This window comes from Corynebacterium gerontici (assembly GCF_003813985.1).
In the GTDB taxonomy this organism is placed as follows: domain Bacteria; phylum Actinomycetota; class Actinomycetes; order Mycobacteriales; family Mycobacteriaceae; genus Corynebacterium; species Corynebacterium gerontici.
The window spans coordinates 1,188,827-1,206,993 of sequence record NZ_CP033897.1; the positions used below are offsets into that span (position 1 = coordinate 1,188,827).

15 protein-coding genes and 1 tRNA gene are annotated in these 18,167 nt (G+C 57.1%); 5 read left to right on the plus strand and 11 right to left on the minus strand.

Annotated features, from left to right (window positions below; genetic code table 11):
* Window positions 1-2 precede the first annotated feature (2 nt).
* Together CGERO_RS05570 and CGERO_RS05575 are read right to left on the minus strand one after the other, a co-directional pair.
* On the minus strand, window positions 3-356 hold the full coding sequence (locus CGERO_RS05570) for a hypothetical protein (protein ID WP_123934037.1): 354 nt from the start codon (window positions 354-356) through the stop codon (window positions 3-5).
* Window positions 349-885 carry a YbhB/YbcL family Raf kinase inhibitor-like protein gene (locus CGERO_RS05575; RefSeq protein WP_123934039.1) on the minus strand — a complete coding sequence of 179 codons (537 nt, stop codon included), beginning with the start codon at window positions 883-885 and terminating at the stop codon, window positions 349-351. The genes CGERO_RS05570 and CGERO_RS05575 overlap by 8 nt, the downstream gene beginning before the upstream one ends.
* Before the next feature lie 217 nt (window positions 886-1,102).
* On the opposite strand from CGERO_RS05575, the gene CGERO_RS05580 reads away from it, so the two are divergent.
* Window positions 1,103-1,188: transfer RNA gene (locus CGERO_RS05580), tRNA-Leu, on the plus strand.
* Between the two features lie 41 nt (window positions 1,189-1,229).
* On the opposite strand, the gene meaB is transcribed toward CGERO_RS05580, so the two are convergent.
* The 3 genes from meaB to CGERO_RS05595 all read right to left on the minus strand — a co-directional run bounded on the left by meaB (window position 1,230) and on the right by CGERO_RS05595 (window position 6,465).
* Entirely contained in the window at window positions 1,230-2,324 is a 1,095-nt protein-coding gene (gene meaB / locus CGERO_RS05585) for a methylmalonyl Co-A mutase-associated GTPase MeaB (protein ID WP_123934041.1), read from the minus strand.
* Window positions 2,325-2,434: 110 nt separating this feature from the next.
* Window positions 2,435-4,645: a methylmalonyl-CoA mutase gene (scpA, locus tag CGERO_RS05590; protein ID WP_123934043.1), complete on the minus strand. Its 2,211-nt coding sequence runs from the start codon at window positions 4,643-4,645 to the stop codon at window positions 2,435-2,437.
* 8 nt (window positions 4,646-4,653) lie between these two features.
* A complete protein-coding gene (locus CGERO_RS05595) occupies window positions 4,654-6,465 on the minus strand; it encodes a methylmalonyl-CoA mutase family protein (protein WP_123934045.1) in 1,812 nt (603 codons plus the stop codon).
* Window positions 6,466-6,690: 225 nt separating this feature from the next.
* Between CGERO_RS05595 and CGERO_RS05600 the strand changes: the two genes are divergently transcribed.
* Together CGERO_RS05600 and CGERO_RS05605 are read left to right on the plus strand one after the other, a co-directional pair.
* On the plus strand, window positions 6,691-7,413 hold the full coding sequence (locus tag CGERO_RS05600; protein WP_245998786.1) for a TVP38/TMEM64 family protein: 723 nt from the start codon (window positions 6,691-6,693) through the stop codon (window positions 7,411-7,413).
* Window positions 7,414-7,433: 20 nt separating this feature from the next.
* Window positions 7,434-7,979: a MarR family transcriptional regulator gene (locus CGERO_RS05605; RefSeq protein WP_123934047.1), complete on the plus strand. Its 546-nt coding sequence runs from the start codon at window positions 7,434-7,436 to the stop codon at window positions 7,977-7,979.
* Here the strand turns inward: CGERO_RS05605 and CGERO_RS05610 are convergent.
* The 3 genes from CGERO_RS05610 to CGERO_RS05620 are packed head-to-tail and all read right to left on the minus strand — an operon-like array spanning window position 7,942 to window position 10,416.
* On the minus strand, window positions 7,942-9,117 hold the full coding sequence (locus tag CGERO_RS05610) for an SPFH domain-containing protein (RefSeq protein ID WP_123934049.1): 1,176 nt from the start codon (window positions 9,115-9,117) through the stop codon (window positions 7,942-7,944). The two genes, CGERO_RS05605 and CGERO_RS05610, sit on opposite strands and share 38 nt — an antisense overlap.
* A gap of 3 nt (window positions 9,118-9,120) precedes the next feature.
* Window positions 9,121-9,549, minus strand: coding sequence for an NfeD family protein (locus tag CGERO_RS05615; RefSeq protein ID WP_123934051.1), 429 nt, complete (start codon window positions 9,547-9,549; stop codon window positions 9,121-9,123).
* 27 nt (window positions 9,550-9,576) lie between these two features.
* Window positions 9,577-10,416: a DUF3097 domain-containing protein gene (locus CGERO_RS05620; RefSeq protein ID WP_123934053.1), complete on the minus strand. Its 840-nt coding sequence runs from the start codon at window positions 10,414-10,416 to the stop codon at window positions 9,577-9,579.
* A 34-nt stretch (window positions 10,417-10,450) separates the two neighbouring features.
* On the opposite strand from CGERO_RS05620, the gene CGERO_RS05625 reads away from it, so the two are divergent.
* Window positions 10,451-11,197, plus strand: a complete 747-nt coding sequence (locus tag CGERO_RS05625) for a hypothetical protein (RefSeq protein WP_487249540.1) — start codon at window positions 10,451-10,453, stop codon at window positions 11,195-11,197.
* Here the strand turns inward: CGERO_RS05625 and CGERO_RS05630 are convergent.
* The 3 genes from CGERO_RS05630 to CGERO_RS05640 all read right to left on the minus strand — a co-directional run bounded on the left by CGERO_RS05630 (window position 11,172) and on the right by CGERO_RS05640 (window position 15,054).
* Window positions 11,172-12,287, minus strand: a complete 1,116-nt coding sequence (locus tag CGERO_RS05630; protein WP_123934057.1) for a ferrochelatase — start codon at window positions 12,285-12,287, stop codon at window positions 11,172-11,174. The genes CGERO_RS05625 and CGERO_RS05630 overlap by 26 nt on opposite strands.
* A gap of 83 nt (window positions 12,288-12,370) precedes the next feature.
* Window positions 12,371-14,125 carry a DIP1281 family NlpC/P60 protein gene (locus CGERO_RS05635; RefSeq protein WP_123934059.1) on the minus strand — a complete coding sequence of 585 codons (1,755 nt, stop codon included), beginning with the start codon at window positions 14,123-14,125 and terminating at the stop codon, window positions 12,371-12,373.
* A 455-nt stretch (window positions 14,126-14,580) separates the two neighbouring features.
* Window positions 14,581-15,054 (minus strand): Rv1476 family membrane protein, encoded by a 474-nt coding sequence (locus CGERO_RS05640; protein ID WP_123934061.1) that lies wholly within the window; start codon window positions 15,052-15,054, stop codon window positions 14,581-14,583.
* 270 nt (window positions 15,055-15,324) lie between these two features.
* Here CGERO_RS05640 and can point away from each other — a divergent pair, with 270 nt between their 5' ends.
* Window positions 15,325-18,144, plus strand: a complete 2,820-nt coding sequence (gene can / locus CGERO_RS05645) for an aconitate hydratase (protein ID WP_206423885.1) — start codon at window positions 15,325-15,327, stop codon at window positions 18,142-18,144.
* The last annotated feature ends 23 nt before the right edge of the window (window positions 18,145-18,167 follow it).

Here is an 18,167-nt window from a genome sequence, read left to right on the forward strand (position 1 = left end):
GCTTAAGCAGTCAAAGACCTGCGGATAACCAAACCACAGGCGATGGCCGCTAGCCCATACGCTGGCAGCCAATATTGGGCCCAAATCATCAGGGGTTCCTGGGGCAGGATCCTGCCTACAAAAATCAACCCCACCGCGAGGGTTAGAGCAACAACTTGCCTGCGGGAGCCTGGCTGCGACTTATCGGTCGTGGCGAAAGCTCCAAGAATAGCGGCGGCAATCACAATGGCAATGAATGACCACGTCACTGGGAACGGAGCCATCCATCCATTGACAAGCACCTGCACCAAAGTGAGCAAAAAGAGAGCGGCGCCAACAGCTACGAAGGCGCCGCCAATGCGCAAAGCATTACTCATTCTCGTACCAGCCCCACAGCACGCTGCGTGCGATCGAGTGGAAATACAGGTTGAAGCCCAACACGGTTGGGGTGTTGTCCTCGTCAACATCTAGCCGTTCGGTGTCCACCGCATGAACAGCGAAGATGTAGCGGTGAGGACCGTGCCCCTCTGGAGGCTGAGGACCGTAGTAACCACGCACTCCGGAGTCACCCTTCAGGGTGATCACACCGGCGTGCTCGCGCAACACCTTCTCGGCTTCACCCCGCGGCAGCTCCATAACCTCCACGGGAATATTCAGCACCGCCCAGTGCCAAAAACCAGCCGCCGTGGGCGCATCGGGATCGAAACACGTTAATGCTACAGATTTCGTTCCTTCCGGCAGATCGGACCATTGCAGATGAGGATTGATGTTGCTGGGGGCCGCGAGATCATCGCCCAGCTGATCACCGTTAGCGAAATCATCTGAACGCAGCGGGAAGCTAGGAAGATCTTTCAATGGCGCATAAGGATCAGGGCCTGGGAATCGTTCATCGGTGTAAGAAGTCATGCATCCATTCTTACCGGACTATTGTGATGATTACTACTGTCTCATAACCTCTTGCGCCACATCACTGTCATACGCCTTTGCTTCCAGGAAGTGCGTGGGCGCAAACGCAGCTCACATATACGGAAAAACATTCGCTGAGCTGCGAATTTGTTTCATCGCTCTTGCATGCCTATAGTTATGCAGGTGCCCAGCCGAAAGGCTGAACACCGAACACCTTGCCCGGGTGGCGGAATGGCAGACGCGCTAGCTTGAGGTGCTAGTGTCCTACTAATGGACGTGGGGGTTCAAGTCCCCCCTCGGGCACAACACAAAGCCGCATCTGAATTCAGATGCGGCTTTTATCGTTATTCCCCATCGAATGCCTGGAGAACTCGTTCAGCAGCGAGCGTCGGAGTGATCTGAGCTTCACGCAACTGTGCCTCTACGAGTGCCCGAACTTCCTTCACCTTAGGGTTAGTGTTCAATCGCTGTAGGATGGTTTCGTGCACCATTGACCACATCCACTGCACCTGCTGCTCCCGCCGGTTGTGCTCAAAGCGTCCAGATTCCAGCATCACCTCATGATGAGCCAGGACATTGCCCCAGAACTCGTCAATGCCTTGAGACTCTACTGCGGACATGGTGATTGTTGGGGGGTGCCAGAGCTCGTCTTCCTGCCGCACCATCCTCATCGCCGCAGCCAATTCTCGCGCGGCACGCTTAGCGTTCTTCAAGTTGGGCCCGTCGGCCTTATTGATAGCCACCAAGTCCGCCATCTCCAATACACCCTTCTTGATGCCTTGGAGCTGATCACCGGCACCAGCAAGCGCGAGGAAGGTGAAACAATCCACCATCTGAGAAACCGCGACCTCAGATTGGCCTACGCCCACCGTTTCCACAAGGATCACGTCATACCCTGCGGCTTCAAACACGACCATGGATTCACGAGTTGCCTTGGCAACGCCGCCAAGTGTGCCCGCCGAAGGCGAAGGGCGAATGAAGGCATTTTCCTCGCGAGCCAGCTTGGCCATACGAGTCTTATCGCCCAGAATCGATCCACGTGTCTTCGTAGAGGAGGGATCGACAGCGAGCACTGCTACCCTTTTTCCCTCAGCGATGAGATGCATGCCGAGGGCCTCAATGAACGTTGACTTCCCCACCCCCGGCACACCAGTGATACCCACCCGAAGGGCGTTGCCGCTGAAGGGCAACAAGCGAACCAAAAGTTCCTGGGCGAGCACCCGGTGGGCTACCGCCGTTGACTCCAACAGCGTGATAGCCCTCGACATCAAAGTGCGGTTCCCCGCCCGCACACCTTCAAAGAGCTCATCAACGTCGATCCGGCGACGCGCTCGCTTTACAACTTCAGGAGCAACAGCAGTAACTTCGCCCAGGTCTGTGCCTGCCGTGGTCATTAATGATCCCAGATGATGTTCTAGAAATTCTTGAGAATCCGACATCGCAAAACCTTTCTCTTCCCTTCCCCCATTGTGCAACAGCTTGGCAAGTGCCGGGGCTGAAAAGGCGAAACGCCCCGCGCGATAACGGGGCGTTTCGCCAGTGAAAATGATTAGGATTCTTCTGGCTCAGGCAGTTCAATGCCCAATTGTGCAGACAGCTTAGTCAGCATGTCGATGGCAGAGTCCGCGATGACGGAGCCGGGCGGGTAGATAGCGACCGCGCCGTCGTCGTAAAGCTCCTGGAAATCGCCAGGAGGAATCACGCCGCCAACAACGATCATGATGTCTTCGCGCCCCAGCTTGGCCAACTCCTCCTTCAGCGCAGGCACCAGCGTGAGGTGTCCGGCTGCCAACGAAGAGACGCCCACCACGTGCACGTCGGCGTCCACAGCGGCCTGGGCTGCCTCGGCTGGAGTCTGGAACAGCGGCCCGACGTCCACGTCCATACCGAGATCGGCGTATGCAGAAGCAACCACCTTCTGGCCACGGTCGTGCCCGTCCTGTCCCATCTTCGCAATGTAGATACGGGGGCGGCGGCCTTCTTCTTGTTCGAAAGCATCGGCCATAGCGATGGCTCGCTCAACGTTGCCCACTTTGCCCTCCTTGCCAACTTCCTCCTTGTACACGCCGGAAAGCGTGCGGATTTCTGCCTCATGACGGCCAAAGACCTTCTCGAGTGCATCAGAAATCTCACCAACGGTGGCCTTAGCACGAGCGGCATCCACGGAAAGCTTGAGCAGATTTTGCTCCAGATCGCCAGGCTCCTTGTTCTCGTTGCGTGCTGCCTCGGTGAGAGCGTCGAGAGCCCTCTGTACAGCTTCCTCATCACGCTCGGCGCGCAACTTTTCCAGCTTGGCAATTTGCTCCGCACGAACCTTGGTGTTTTCAACCTTGAGCACTTCAATCTCTTGGTCTTCTTCCACCACGTACTTGTTCACACCGATGAGCGCCTGGCGGCCCGAATCGATGCGAGCCTGGGTACGCGCAGCGGATTCCTCGATGCGCAGCTTCGGGATGCCTTCGATGGTGGCCTGAGCCATGCCGCCGGCTTCCTCGACCTCCTCGATGTGCTTGCGAGCGCGCTCCGCGAGCTGCTCGGTAAGCCACTCGATGTAATAGGAGCCGGCCCACGGATCGACCGGACGAACGGTGCCGGATTCTTGCTGCAACAGCAGTTGGGTGTTACGAGCGATGCGAGCAGAGAAATCAGTAGGCAGCGCTAGCGCCTCGTCGAGGGCGTTAGTGTGCAGCGACTGCGTGTGACCCTGAGTTGCCGCCATCGCCTCGATCGCGGTGCGGGGCACGTTGTTGTACACGTCCTGTGCCGTAAGCGACCAGCCGGAAGTCTGCGAGTGAGTACGTAGCGATTGCGACTTCGGATTCTTCGGGCCGAACTTCGCCACCAGCTCACTCCATAGGAGGCGGCCAGCGCGCAACTTAGCGATCTCCATAAAGGTGTTCATGGAAATGCCCCAGAAGAAGGACAGACGTGGTGCGAACTTGTCGACGTCCAGGCCCACTTCCTTACCAGCGCGAATGTACTCGATACCGTCGGCCAAAGTGTAGGCGAGCTCCAAGTCAGCGGTAGCACCAGCTTCCTGGATGTGGTAGCCGGAGATAGAGATCGAGTTGAAGCGCGGCATCTTCATCGAGGTGTACTCGAAAATGTTGGAGATGATGCGCATCGACGGCTTCGGCGGATAAATGTAGGTGTTGCGCACCATGAACTCTTTGAGAATATCGTTCTGAATGGTGCCGGCAAGCTGCTCCGGCGGAACACCCTGCTCTTCTGCCGCGACGATGTAGAGGGCCAGAATTGGCAACACTGCGCCGTTCATCGTCATAGAAACGGACACTGCGCCAAGGTCGATGCCCTCGAAAAGCTGGCGCATATCCAGAATGGAGTCGATGGCCACGCCCGCCATACCGACGTCACCAACTACGCGCTCGTTGTCCGAGTCATAACCACGGTGAGTTGCGAGGTCGAAGGCAACGGACAAACCCTTCTGGCCTGCTGCGAGGTTGCGGCGATAGAAAGCGTTGGACTCGGCAGCCGTAGAGAAGCCTGCGTACTGGCGAATAGTCCATGGCTGGTTGGTGTACATGGTCGGGTATGGCCCACGCATAAACGGTGGCATGCCCGGGAAAGAGTCCAGTTGCTCCGCCTCGACGGCGTCGTCGCGATCATCGCGAGTGAACACACGGGGCACATCGATGCCCTCAGGGGTGGTCCACACCTGCTCGCGGAGGTGCTCGGCGCTACCCTGTGCGGAGTCTTCTGCAGCGACTGGGTACTCAGCAAAATTAGGAATGTTGCTCATGGTCGTTCTTACGCTCCCAACTTCTCGAGCAGCTCGGAGAGCTTCGCGGCTGCGTCGATCTTGAGGTTCAAGTAATCATCCGGCTCAAAGTCGTGCCCGGGGGCACCAGCCAGAAGGATGGTCTCCAGGCCTTGCTCGCGAAGCGCCTCGAAGGCCGCCTTGCCATTGGCGTCATATTCAGCGTCGGTACCGCAGATCACAGCGATGGGTGCGGATTGCGCTGCTTTGTTGAACTCCTCGGTACCGGGCTTGAGTTCGCCTGGGTTTAGCGACTCGATGCCACCGGTGCCAAGGAGGTTCACCACGAAGCCGGTGCGAATGTTGTGCTTAGCCAGCGGCCCAAGCGGTATGAGGACGGCGCGCGGTCGATTGCCTTTGACTTCCATGAAGGCGTCTGAGCGGTTCCGCAGCGCTTCAAACTCTGCCGCCCAACGGCGCACGTGCTTGGGCTCTACGCGAAGATCTGCTGGCAGTGGAGCCTCCGCCAGATTTGGGAACTCATTGATGGCGGTGAGCTTCTTCACGCGGTGGGCGACGTCCTTTCGCACCGCCTCGTTCGAAGCGTCGAGTAATGCCTTGACTTCGCCGGATTCAACGGCCCTTCGGAACCCACCCTTGGCCTCAATTTCCTGGAACAGGCCCCATGCCTTCTCAGCCAATTGATCAGTGAGCTTCTCCACGTAGTAGGAACCGCCGGCAGGATCGATCACGTGACCCAGGTGCGACTCTTCCAGCAGGAGCAGATTGGTGTTGCGTGCGATGCGGTGCGCGAAGGTGCGGGAGACCTTTGGCAGGCCACCGCTGATAGCCCAGTCGAAGACCAGCACTTCGACGTCACTTGCGCCGCCGACGCCTGCCGCAAAGGCGGCCACGGTGCTGCGCAGCATGTTCACCCACGGATCACGCTGGCTGAACATTACAGGAGCCGTCAGGGCGTGCTGTGGAGCGGAGCCGTGGTCGGGGGCATCCAGAATCTCTGCCACTCGAGCCCACAGCGCGCGAGCAGCGCGCAACTTAGCGATTTGCGCAAACTGATCGTCTGTGATGGCAAAGCGGAAGGAAAGCTGATCAAGCGCCTGTTCGGTGCTCAAGCCAGCCTCGGTGAGGGCTCGCAGGTAGTCAACGCCAGCAGCGAGTGCCAGACCAACTTCCTGGGCGTCAGTTGCTCCCTGATTCGAAAGAGAGACGGCGTCCACCAGGATGGCGCGAACATTTTCAAGCTCGGCAGCCTTCTTTGCCAGTTCAATCGAGGTCTCGAGGTCCACGGAAGCGGATTCGTCGATAAGCGAAGTTAGTGGCGAAGCACCGAACTCCAGCAACTTGGGCGCGCCAGATTGTGCCGAAGCGAGCTCGAGCAAGGATGCCGCCTGTTCGCGGGTATGTATTCCAGCATTGAGACGAACTGGGGCGTGCTGGAAGAGCACTTCCTTCAGAAGCTCCTGCAGGTCACAGTCGCCATACGCCACGATGTTCGTGGTGCCGTTGTTCAGTGCTGCGAGCAGCTCCTCGTTGCTTGCGTTGGCACCGAACGCTTCGGTGACGCCCCAACCAACGCCTTCTTCTACGCCAGCATTCGCTCCACCGCGGGTGAATGGGAAGCTTCCAGGCAAGGATTGTTCGTTGAGCTCCTGCCCGCGGTTATACAGCGGGTTGACATCAATTCCGTCATAGGTGGTTTTGACCAGCTTGCGCCACACGTCCAGTGGCACATCCGCTACGTCTTTCTTCTGTACTCGGGCAAAGACCTTGGCAACAGCTTGGTACCAAGCCTGCTCATTGGCCTCAAATTCTTCGGTTCGGGTAAATCGTGTTTCAGTCACGAGGTAGACCCACTCCCCTCACATAATGTTCGGCCGCGTTGAGCACGCAGTGAGCCCGCCGCGACGCCGGTGATGCTGTTGAGTATGTTCTGCTTTTTGTGGCATGAGACGCACCGAACGGAACTATTCGGACATCTCACAACATAGCTACAGTGTAGACGGCTATCGCACGATGTTCGTGCTGATTCCCGGGAAGTTTTCCACCGCAAGCTAAGGTGAATTGCCGTGAGCAGTTTATTTCAAGCGACCATGCAGTTATTCCGTGATGGAATCAACACTTTTCGCACCTGGTCACGATGGCGTCAGCTCACGCTTTTCATCGCTATCACGCTGGCTGTGTTCACCACTTTGGTTGTAGATGTTCCCGATTTGCAGACCTTGCAACAGTGGGCCTTGGCCACCGGCGCCTGGTTTCCCGCCCTCTTTGTCTCTCTCTACATTGGCATTACGCAATTCCCTATCCCCAGAACCGTCATGACACTTTCAGCAGGCGTGCTCTTCGGGCCGAAGTTAGGCATCGTTTTAGCGCTACTTGCAACCACGCTCTCCGCAGGATTATCCATGCTGCTCATTCGCCAACTCTTTGGCGGATCAGTGCGTCCCCAATCGAGCCACCCACTTTTCCACGGCATCCAGGTTCGGCTTCAAGAACGCGGCTGGCTCGCGATCACTTCACTACGCATGATCGCCGCTGTCCCCTTTTCGCTCTTAAATTATGCGGCCGCCTTAAGCCCAATATCGCTGCTCGGTTTCTGTGTAGCCACCTTCATTGGTTCTGCGCCGGGCACCATCGTGACCGTTGCACTCGGCAACTCGTTTGCACACGAATTCAGCGCGCAGTCTGTACTTCCAGTGTTAGGTATCGCAACGCTAGGTTGTTTGGGTTTGCTTCTCGACGCCACGTTGCCGCTTCAGAGCGAGACCGAGATTGTCAAGTCTGAAATCTAGACTTTGCTAAGCTGGCGTTCATGCACTTTGCTATTTTTGCGCGCTACAGAGGCAGAGAACGCAGACGAGCCGAATTTGTCCGTCGTTCGGCGGAGGCGCTTTCAACGCTAGAAGGCGCAGGCGAGTTCTCCGTTGTACGCGTGGAGGATATTGCTGCTGAGCCCGACACACCTGAAGGTTTCGTCAACGCCACGCTGGCGTTACTAGCTGCCGGCGACTGGGCGATTGGATTGTCATGTTCCCATGACTCGCTCAATCAAGCAGAGCTTGTTCTTCCGCAACGCGCCAAGGCCGGGCACGTCTATGTAGCGGCCGGAGAGTTTTCAAAAGAACTCCAGGCGAGCTTCACGCTGTTGCAGTTTGTCTTGTCGAAGAGAACCAAGGAGGGCCGCGAAGCCACGTCCTTGGTCCGTTCGGGACTCAGTCAAATTGAAGCGGCAGATGCACTTGGCATTTCCAAGCAAGCGATGAGTCAAAGGCTCCAAGCCGCCGGTTGGCAAGCCGAGCAAGCCGGCTATCAGCAAGCCGTTAGTCTGTGGTGTCGGGCTGCTCAATCGCTGCGGTAGCTTCAGGTGAAATCGCCTTCTTTGCGCCAGTGCCGAGCGGTTCTTCGTCCACAGGTTTATTAGCAACAGCGTTGGCTGCAGCTACCGCAGCGGCGATTTCAGGATTCGATTGCGTGTTAAACCAATCCTCGTGATCATCGGCGTTTGCGATGTTCTCGCTGCGTTCATCTCGCTGCGCTGGTTCATAGCGGAATACGCCGTCTTCGTCGCGTTTGCCAAGTGCTTTGGCAAAATCTTCCAAAGCATCACCGAATTGGCTGGGAATCATCCACATTGTGGAGGCTTCACCCTGCGCAAGCTGCGGCAGCTTCTCCAAATACTGGTAGGCCAAAACTTCCGGGGTAACCTGGACAGACTTGATGGCCGCGTTGACCTTTTGGATAGCCTTCGCTTCACCTTGGGCCGCCAAGTATCGTGCCGCGCGTTCGCCTTCCGCTTTGAGGATAGTTGCCTCTCGTTCGGCTTCAGCTGCCAAAATTGCCGCGTGCTTTTCACCCTCGGCCGCCAGGATCTTTGCCTGCTTTTCGCCCTCTGCCGTTCGAATATCAGATTCGCGGCGCCCCTCAGCGGTGAGAATCATAGCCCGCTTTTCCCGATCCGCCTTCATTTGCATTTCCATGGACTGCTGGATCGATGGAGGCGGATCGATAGCCTTCAATTCAACGCGGCTGATTCTCAAGCCCCATTTGGTGGTGGCGGCGTCGAGCTCACCACGCAGCCGACGGTTGATCACTTCTCGAGACGTCAGTGTCTCTTCCAATGTCATGCCGCCAACTACATCGCGAAGCGTGGCTACAGAGATCTGCTCCACACCAACGATGTAGTTGTCGACCCCGTAAATCGCACGGGCCGGATCATTAATTTGAAAGGTCACGACCGTATCGATGGCGACGGTGAGATTATCTTGAGTAATCACGGCCTGTGGAGGGAAGCTCACCACACGTTCACGAGTATCTATGCGAGCCCGAACCCGGTCGATGAAAGGCACGAGCAAACTGATGCCTCCCGAAATGGTTCGGGTATAGCGGCCCAATCGCTCGACAATCGCGGCTTCACCCTGGGGTATCACCACGATTGTTTTGGCGAGTATGAGCACTGCCAGAGCCACCACAACCGCGAGGAAAATCAATCCAGTCATGGGTTAGATCCCCTTCCACACCACAGCAGTGGTGCCGTCAATATCAACAACTTGAACACTTTCGCCTACCGTAAATCGCTCATCTTCGTGTAACGAGCGTGCAGACCAGATGCCACCGTCGAAGCGGATTTGGCCGCTGGTTGCATCAACGAGTTCGAGTACTTCCGCACGTTGGCCAAGTGCGGCCCGCGGCGAAGTATCGAGGGCAGGAGCCTGTAGCATGCGCTTTTTGGCGATGGGTTTCACCAAACCTAGCAGAGCGATCGAGACGACCGCGAACACTACTGCTTGGACAGGTAAGGAATCGCTGACCATGCTTGTTCCAGCCGCGGCGAGAGCGCCGCCGCCAAGCATCAAGAACGTGAGTTCTCCCGCCAGTAGTTCGAGGCCAGCTAGCGCCAGCGCGATCACAATCCAAATCAAGGCTCCCACACGGCCAAGGATACGTAAGAGAACCTCTTAGAGCAGATCTTCCTTGCTCAGGGTTTCATCCGTTACGAAATCCACCAATCGTTCCACAGCTCCGATCAATGTGGAATCAACATCTCGAAACGTGTCCACCGCTTGGTACACCCTGCGCCACCCGTCCTTTGGGTTCGACCAACCTACCCTGCGGCACACCCCCATCTTCCAATCCTCGCCATAGGGAACTTCAGGCCAAGCATTGAGCCCAACACGTTCCGGTTTCACCGCTGCCCAGATGTCGATGAACGGGTGACCAGTAACTAAAACATGTGGACCAACAGATCGGGTAAGCCTCGACTCTTTCGTACCTTCAATGAGGTGATCGGCCAGTACCCCTACCCTTCTGCCAGGCCCAGGTTGAAACTCCTCCAACTTGGACTGCAGGTTATCCAGTCCTTCGAGATACTCCACTACCACGCCTTCAACACGCAGATCGTGACCCCAGATCTTTTCGACGATCGCCGCGTCGTGTACCCCTTCAACCCAGATGCGCGAGGGCGCGGCGATCTTGGCTTCAACGTTTTCGACCCGACGTGATCCTGAGTTGGAACGTTGGGGCGCACGCTGAGGCACAAAGCGGGTCAATTCCACCCGTTGTCCGTCGATCATGAACGCCCCTGGACGCATTTTGAACAGACGCTCACGCCCATAGCGATCTTCCAGACGAAGGAAATCGCCGTCATATGTGCGCTCAAAATTGATCACCGCACCGACAAAACCGTCAGCGAGCACTTCCACAACGAGGCCTGGCTCGGCCGGAACCTTCGGATAGGTTCTCGGGGCGTTTCTTTGGTGTCCGCCTAAAATGTTGGCGTAGCGATCATCAAAACTCATAGCAGTTCACTTTATCGGCTAGCATAAATCGCCTATGCACTCACCGTTTCACGTTTATTCACCGGTACAAAATATCGCCCTTTGGCTCCAATCCTGGATGTGCGGTCGTGAAAGCTACGATGCTTTCGAGGAGGCCCTGGATACACTCGGCGGACCCCATGTACTGAGCACGTCTCATGGAGAGCGGCTCGAAGGTGTGTTCATGGCACGATTTTTTAGAAATCTCACGAAGCCTGCCCCCGCATTTCCATGGTGCACTGTGCTGCTTGCCGGACCTGGACAGCCGCTGGCTGCCGATGTTCCAGGACACGAGGCGATGGTGCTGCGGGCAACGGCGCACGGTGAAGCAAATGTCCTGGTGCCACACACTCTCGTCGATGGTGGAACGCTTTGGCAGCACCACCGGCTTGAGCTCGCACCACATCTTCAGCATTTCCTCATGCCGGGAGAAGCCGATTCACACTTGCGTGCTGCAGTGGATCGCGCTGCCTTGCTCATCGAGCAGCAGCAGCTTCGGCTTGATGGAGCGCCCGCAGCCCGGTTGGCCGTCGGGACGCTGAGAGATTATTTCGATAGTCCAGGTCTGCCAGCAGATATTCCCGCACGCGCGTTGAAGCTGATTGCCCGAGCAGATTCTGCCAGCGCAGTACTGGAAGCAATGCTCAGCGTGTTGGGGGAACACTCGATGGATCCAGAGTTATTGAGCTTGAGCAATCCGATTCGGCAAGCGCGTATGAGCGCCGTGGCATTCAGCGCTATTGAGCTCGCCCGCGTTTCATAGGCTCGCAACAGGACACTTCGCACGGGGCGCCGTTGATGGTGCAACCTTTGGAAGGCACGGATCCGAGGTGTTGAGGCTTTTTGCTGCCGATAGATTCTTCGATGAGATCGACCACCATGGACGCAAACGTGTCGGTGTGACCGACAGTTGCGGCGCGAACTACTTCGAGGTTCGTAGGCGCGATGGCGGTTTGGAGCTCATTGTCCAAATCCCAAACCACCTCCATGTGATCTGAGATGAAACCGATGGCGGCTACCACCATCTTTTCTACGCCCTGAGCCTCAAGCTGCTCCGCGTGATCGACAATGTCGGGTTCGAGCCACGGTACGCGCCCGTTCCCCGAAGCTGATTGCCACACCACGTCGTAGTTTTCGAAGCCAAGCTTTTCTGCGACGAGTTTGGAAGCTTGCTCAATCTGAAGGCTGTACAGCGAACCATCCTCGGGCGTACCGGCGCGTTCATTGGCGATGACCGGAATGGAGTGAGCGCTAAAAACAAGCCTCACACCTTGATCTTGCGCTTCCTTGGGGCTCAAACCCCAGTGCCGGAAGGCATCCTCGATGACGGATACCTGTTCTTCAATAAACATTGGATGGTCGAAGAATTGACGAATCTTCAGAAAATCAATGAGCGGCAACCCCTGGCTCTGAAGGTGTTCCCTCATCGCCTGGATGTCTTCACCGTATTGACGGCACCCGGAATATCCGCCCCACGCGGAGGTAGCGAAGACCGCCGCTGTGCGCACACCCGCCTTCGCCATTTCTGAAGCGGTGTCGTTGGCGAAGGGTTTCCAATTTCGATTCCCGAAAAACACAGGTAAGTCAATGCCCCTGGAGGCCAACTCCGCCTCAATGTTGGCGATAATTTCCTTATTCAGATCGTTGAGCGGGCTTTTTCCACCGAAGTGGTAATAATGTTTTCCCACTTCATCGAGACGCTCTGGCGGAATACCTCGCCCAGCGGTGACGTTTTCAAGGAACGGTCGTACCTCATCTACCCCTTCGGGACCTCCAAAGGATAGAAGGAGCAGGGCATCGATGTCTTCGATGGATTTCAGCGTTGCTTCGAATTGAGCATCCGGGCGAGTCATGCCCCATAGGGTAACACTGCGGTTACAGGTTCAACGCAAGCAGCGGGTGCCCTGGAAAGACACCCGCTGAAACGTCGAAAAGCTTAGATCAGTCGCACAACGTACTGGGTCATGCCCGACCAACGCACTGGAGACACTTGCACGGTGGAACCTGATTGCGGAGCCTCGATCATCTGACCGTCGCCGAGATAGATCGCCACGTGCTGCTCGGCGTTCGGGCCGTAGAAGATCAAATCGCCTCGTTGCATCTGCGAAGGATCGACCTTCGTACCATGTTGATACTGGTAGCCCGTGTAGTGTGGCAGCGCGATACCGACGCCCGCGAAAGCATAAATGACCAGGCCAGAGCAGTCGAAGCCGACCTTATTGTAATCGCCGTAGGAATCAGCCACGCCACCGTCTCGAATGCCTCGGGTGGGACCATTGGCGTTACCCCCGCCCCAAGCGTAGGGCACGCCAAGCTGCGACATTGCTCGTGAGATTACGGTCTCGATCTGGGCGCTGCGTGAACCGCTCGTGACCGTCTCACTTGCTTCTGCGGAAACGCTCTCGTTGGTTGCTACCTCCACAGAATCCACGGCCTCGTTGCCGCTGGTGCTCTGCCCCTCGGGGTTCTGCACGGTGTTGCCGCCACCATTGCCATCCAAGGAGGTGTGCTCCGGCTGGGAGGCCTCAATCAGAGCTGCAGCAGCCTCTGTGGACTTGTCTTCACTCGTACTTTGAGCTTCCTTAGCGTCCGCCGCCTTGGACGTTTCTTCTTCAGCCTTTGCTTTTGCGGCCTCAGCAGCCTTCTTGGCGGCTTCAAGCTTCTTCTTCGCCTCCGCCTGCTTGGCTTGGGCGGCTTTCTTATCAGCCTTGGCCTTTTCGTCCGCAGCGGCCTTGGCTTCAGCTTCCACTTGCGCTTTATGAGCGGCTTCAGCCTCGGCCTGCGCCTGCTTTGCGGCCTCTTCTTTAGCTCGTTGCTCTTCGAGAGCCTTCTGGCGAACAGCTTCAGCAGCCTTGGCCGCTTCCTCGGCCTTCTTTCGCTCCTCTTCGGCCTTGATGTAGTCCTGATATTCTTTGCGATCAGATTCCAACGCGCTTACGGTGCCGCGTGCCTGATCAAGCTCCCGCTTCGCCTTGTCTCGCTGTGCCACAAGTTCGGCTCGTTTGCGGGTGTTCTCGTCAAGTTGCTTCGAGGTGTCTTGAATGCGAGATTCCGCTTCTTCTTTTTTGCTCTTCGCGGTCTCCTCGCGGTCTTCGGCGATATTGCGTGCTTCGCGCAGTCGAGACTCTTCGTTAGCCTGCTCAGTGCGTAGTTTGTCAAGCTTTTCGACGTGCTCACGCTGCTTCTCAGCATTGACGCGCTTGAAGGTCTGACGGTCAAGAGCGTCCTCAGTTGTTTCCGTGCCTGCAATCTCCGAGACGCCTTGATTATTCCCACCTTGTCGGCGGTACTCCGAGCGTGAGATCTCATCAAGCACTCGCTGTGCAGCTTCAATTTTCGCCTGAGTTTTGTCGAGCTCAGCACGGGCGCGCTTGACGCCCTCGCGTGCCTGTTCAGCGGAGGTTACAGCGTCGTGATAGTCAACCAGAGCCTTGTTGACAGATTCACGAAGGCCACCCATCTCCATTTCGAGTTGCGTAATCGCAGCATCAGACCGACTAACGGAACTAACAAGGCTCGAGACTTTACCTTCCGCTTGCCCAGCCTGCTGATTCGCGCTCGCAATCTCGGTATCCGAAGGGTTCCTCGGTTGCGCTCCTGCGGGAAAAGCGGTGCCGATGGCTAATGAAGTCGCCAGCGTCAGCGCGGCGGCGATGCGCACGGCGGGGTACTTCGACGCAAAGTTTGACACAAAATCTCCTGTTCACCCGATTGCAGGCGCTCCTTCCACGAAAGAGCGATCGGGCCACTGATACACACGGTTCAGCCCAGGGTTGATCACAGGCGCCGTTGTTATCCGCCGTCTTCTCACTGCGTGCTTCCCCACATGCGCGAGTATCGGTAGATAGTCAAGTTTCTACGATCGACCCATGAGCCGATAACAGAACCATAAAGCACTCCGGCCACTTTGTCTGCTTTCTTCCCTCTAAACACGTCTAATAACACGTGTAACAGCGGCGCTTTTAGAAGATCTTCCACCAGCTCACCCGGGAAAACCGCCGTAGGAATACCTTCCATGTTAGCTTCCTCACATTAGGCCACAACAGGCGCGTCAATGTCCCCGATTCCCCCCAGAACGGTCTATGGACATAAAAGTAAAGCCAGCAACCTTGATTGAGGGGTTGCTGGCAGAGGGGTTATCGCAGCTCAGTTTCGAGAACGCTTGGCAAACCTCGTTGTTACAGCCACTGTAAGAATGATCAGCAAGCCCGTTATCCCAACCATCGTGGTACCAGGCACAGGATCTACATCCAGAAGTGCCGGCATTGCTCTTAGTGCAACGGCACTGTCTGCTTCGTTCGACATTGGAGGCTGTATGGACTCGATCTGTGCACGGGTCAGCTCGTCACTCACCACTACCGCTAGGTCTGGTGATTTCACCACAACGGTGTCCACGTCGTGCTGCTTTTTCAATTGCGTAGCAAGATCCCGAAATACGTCGGTGCGCTGACCAACTTCATCCAGAACCAAAACCTCCATGTCACCATACGGGCGATCTTGGAGCGATTGCACGATGTCTTTGAGTTCGGCTAGCTTCACCGGTTCCGGATGTTCCATAACGATCTGCTGCTGGGCCAGGGGCTCATCGAAGCGCTGGAAATACTCTTCCGGAGAATTCATTGCGGGACCTTCCTTATATACGGAACTCAACCAGTTTTACATAGAGTTCTTTGTTCCGGCGAACTACACGCCGCTGGGCAAAATCGCCCTTTTCGGGGCTAAAAACCCAAACATAACGCTCGTACTGTTAAGATACGCGTCAGGCGACGCCACATCGCAGTCTTCGCGCTACGCTAGTAGTGCGAGGCGATACTTGCGTGGCGCCCGAGGAGCTTTGCGTTTGTAGCGCCAAGCTTTGACACTATTCACGAAAAGAAACTGGAGCTCACTGTGACTGAAAGCAAGAACTCCTTCAACGCCAAGCAGAAGCTTGAGGTTGGCGATAAGTCTTATGACTACTTCGCCCTCAGCGCTGTTGAAGGCTTGGAGAAGCTGCCGTACTCCCTGAAGGTGCTCGCCGAGAACCTTCTGCGTACCGAAGACGGCGCAAACATTACGACCGAGCACATCGAGGCACTCGCACAGTGGGACCCTTCGGCCGAGCCGAATGTGGAAATCCAGTTCACCCCGGCCCGTGTGCTTATGCAGGACTTCACCGGCGTTCCTTGTGTGGTTGACCTCGCCACCATGCGCGAGGCCGTGAAGACCCTTGGCGGTAACCCCGACCAGGTGAACCCCTTGAACCCCGCAGAGATGGTGATCGACCACTCCGTGATCGTCGAGGCATTCGGCTCCTCCGACGCGCTCGAGAAGAACGTCGAGATCGAGTACGAGCGCAACGAAGAGCGCTACCAGTTCCTGCGTTGGGGAGCGGAGAACTTCTCTAACTTCCGTGTGGTTCCTCCCGGAACCGGCATCGTCCACCAGGTGAACATCGAGTACCTGGCACGCGTGGTCTTCGACAACAACGGCCTCGCCTACCCCGATACCTGTATCGGTACCGACTCCCACACCACCATGGAAAACGGCCTCGGCATCCTCGGCTGGGGCGTTGGCGGTATCGAGGCAGAGGCTGCCATGCTCGGCCAGCCAGTGTCGATGCTCATCCCTAAGGTTGTCGGCTTCAAGCTCACCGGCGAAATTCCGGTTGGCGTCACTGCAACCGACGTGGTGCTCACCATCACGGAGATGCTGCGTGAGCATGGCGTGGTGCAGAAGTTCGTGGAGTTCTACGGCAACGGTGTGAAGTCCATTCCGCTGGCGAACCGCGCCACCATCGGCAACATGAGCCCCGAGTTCGGCTCCACCTGTGCGATCTTCCCCATTGATGAAGAGACCACCAAGTACATGCACCTCACCGGCCGCCCCGAAGAGCAGATCAAGCTCGTTGAGGCTTATGCCAAGGCTCAGGGCATGTGGCTGGAACAAGACGCTCCTGAGGCCGAGTACTCCGAATACCTCGAGCTCGACCTGTCCACCGTGGTTCCTTCCATCGCAGGACCGAAGCGTCCGCAGGACCGCATCCTGCTTTCCGAGGCCAAGGAACAGTTCCGCAAGGATCTGCCCACCTACGCCGATGGCGAGGTTTGTGAAGAGGACCAAGGGCTCGAGGCTGTCCGCATGGGTTCCGAGGGCGAGGATCAGGCTGGCGACGAGGATCAGGCTGCCCCGAGCTTCAACTCCTCCCGCGAGGGCCATGGCGAGTCTCTGGCCACCACCGCCAAGGGCCGCCAGTCGAAGCCTGTGACCGTGTCCTCCCCCAACGGCGGCGAGTTCACAATCGACCACGGCATGGTCGCTATCGCCTCCATCACCTCGTGCACCAACACCTCCAACCCCTCAGTGATGATCGGCGCTGGTCTGATCGCCCGCAAGGCCGCTGATAAGGGCTTGAAGGCAAAGCCATGGGTAAAAACCATCTGTGCTCCCGGCTCCCAGGTGGTGGACGGCTACTACCAGCGCGCAGACCTCTGGAAGGATCTTGAAGCTCTTGGCTTCTACCTCTCCGGCTTCGGCTGTACCACCTGTATTGGTAACTCCGGCCCGCTGCCGCAGGAGATCTCGGACGCCATCAACGAGCACGATCTGGCTGCAACCGCCGTGCTTTCAGGCAACCGTAACTTCGAAGGTCGCATCTCCCCTGACGTGAAGATGAACTACCTCGCGTCCCCGATCATGGTGATTGCCTACGCTATCGCCGGCACCATGGACTTCGACTTCGAAAACGAAGCCCTTGGTCAGGATCAGGACGGCAACGACGTCTTCCTCAAGGATATCTGGCCTTCGACCGAAGAGATCGAGTCCACCATCGCCGAGGCCATCTCTCGCGAACTCTACGAGGCTGACTATGCCGACGTGTTCAAGGGCGACGAGCAGTGGCAAAACCTCGAAATCCCCACCGGCAAGACCTTCGAGTGGGATGAGAGCTCCACCTACATTCGTAAAGCTCCTTACTTCGACGGTATGGAAGTTGAACCGAAGCCCGTTGAGGACATCAAGGGAGCTCGTGTGCTTGCAAAGCTTGGCGATTCGGTCACCACTGACCACATCTCGCCCGCTTCCTCCATCAAGCCCGGCACCCCGGCCGCTCAGTACCTGGACGCCAACGGTGTTGAGCGCAACGACTACAACTCGTTGGGTTCCCGCCGTGGCAACCACGAGGTGATGATGCGTGGCACCTTCGCCAACATCCGCCTCCAGAATCAGCTTGTCGACGTCGCTGGCGGCTACACCTTGGACTTCACCAAGGAAGATGCGCCTCAGTCCTTCATCTTCGATGCTTGCGAGAACTACAAGGCTGCTGGCACCCCACTGGTCGTCTTGGCAGGTAAGGAGTATGGCACCGGTTCTTCCCGTGACTGGGCGGCGAAGGGCACCAACTTGCTCGGCGTCAAGGCCGTCATCACCGAGAGCTTCGAGCGCATCCACCGCTCCAACCTCATCGGCATGGGTGTCATTCCACTGCAGTTCCCCGAAGGTGAGTCCCATGAGTCTCTTGGTCTGGACGGCCACGAGACCTTCGACATCACTGGCATTGAGGAGCTCAATGAGGGCACCACGCCGAAGACTGTCCATGTGACCGCAACCAAGGAATCCGGCGATAAGGTCGAATTCGACGCTGTGGTTCGTATCGACACCCCCGGTGAAGCCTCGTACTACCGCCACGGCGGCATTCTGCAGTACGTGCTGCGCCAGATGATCAAGGGCTAAAACCTCGATCAAATCGCGGGGGA

What these genes read in the sequence shown, in the direction of transcription:
- CGERO_RS05570 (WP_123934037.1), bottom strand. Translation starts at nt 356, where the DNA reads ATGAGTAATGCTTTGCGCATTGGCGGCGCCTTCGTAGCTGTTGGCGCC.
- CGERO_RS05575 (WP_123934039.1), bottom strand. Translation starts at nt 885, where the DNA reads ATGACTTCTTACACCGATGAACGATTCCCAGGCCCTGATCCTTATGCG.
- meaB (WP_123934041.1), bottom strand. Translation starts at nt 2,324, where the DNA reads ATGTCGGATTCTCAAGAATTTCTAGAACATCATCTGGGATCATTAATG.
- scpA (WP_123934043.1), bottom strand. Translation starts at nt 4,645, where the DNA reads ATGAGCAACATTCCTAATTTTGCTGAGTACCCAGTCGCTGCAGAAGAC.
- CGERO_RS05605 (WP_123934047.1), top strand. Translation starts at nt 7,434, where the DNA reads ATGCACTTTGCTATTTTTGCGCGCTACAGAGGCAGAGAACGCAGACGA.
- CGERO_RS05610 (WP_123934049.1), bottom strand. Translation starts at nt 9,117, where the DNA reads ATGACTGGATTGATTTTCCTCGCGGTTGTGGTGGCTCTGGCAGTGCTC.
- CGERO_RS05620 (WP_123934053.1), bottom strand. Translation starts at nt 10,416, where the DNA reads ATGAGTTTTGATGATCGCTACGCCAACATTTTAGGCGGACACCAAAGA.
- CGERO_RS05625 (WP_487249540.1), top strand. Translation starts at nt 10,451, where the DNA reads ATGCACTCACCGTTTCACGTTTATTCACCGGTACAAAATATCGCCCTT.
- CGERO_RS05630 (WP_123934057.1), bottom strand. Translation starts at nt 12,287, where the DNA reads ATGACTCGCCCGGATGCTCAATTCGAAGCAACGCTGAAATCCATCGAA.
- CGERO_RS05640 (WP_123934061.1), bottom strand. Translation starts at nt 15,054, where the DNA reads ATGAATTCTCCGGAAGAGTATTTCCAGCGCTTCGATGAGCCCCTGGCC.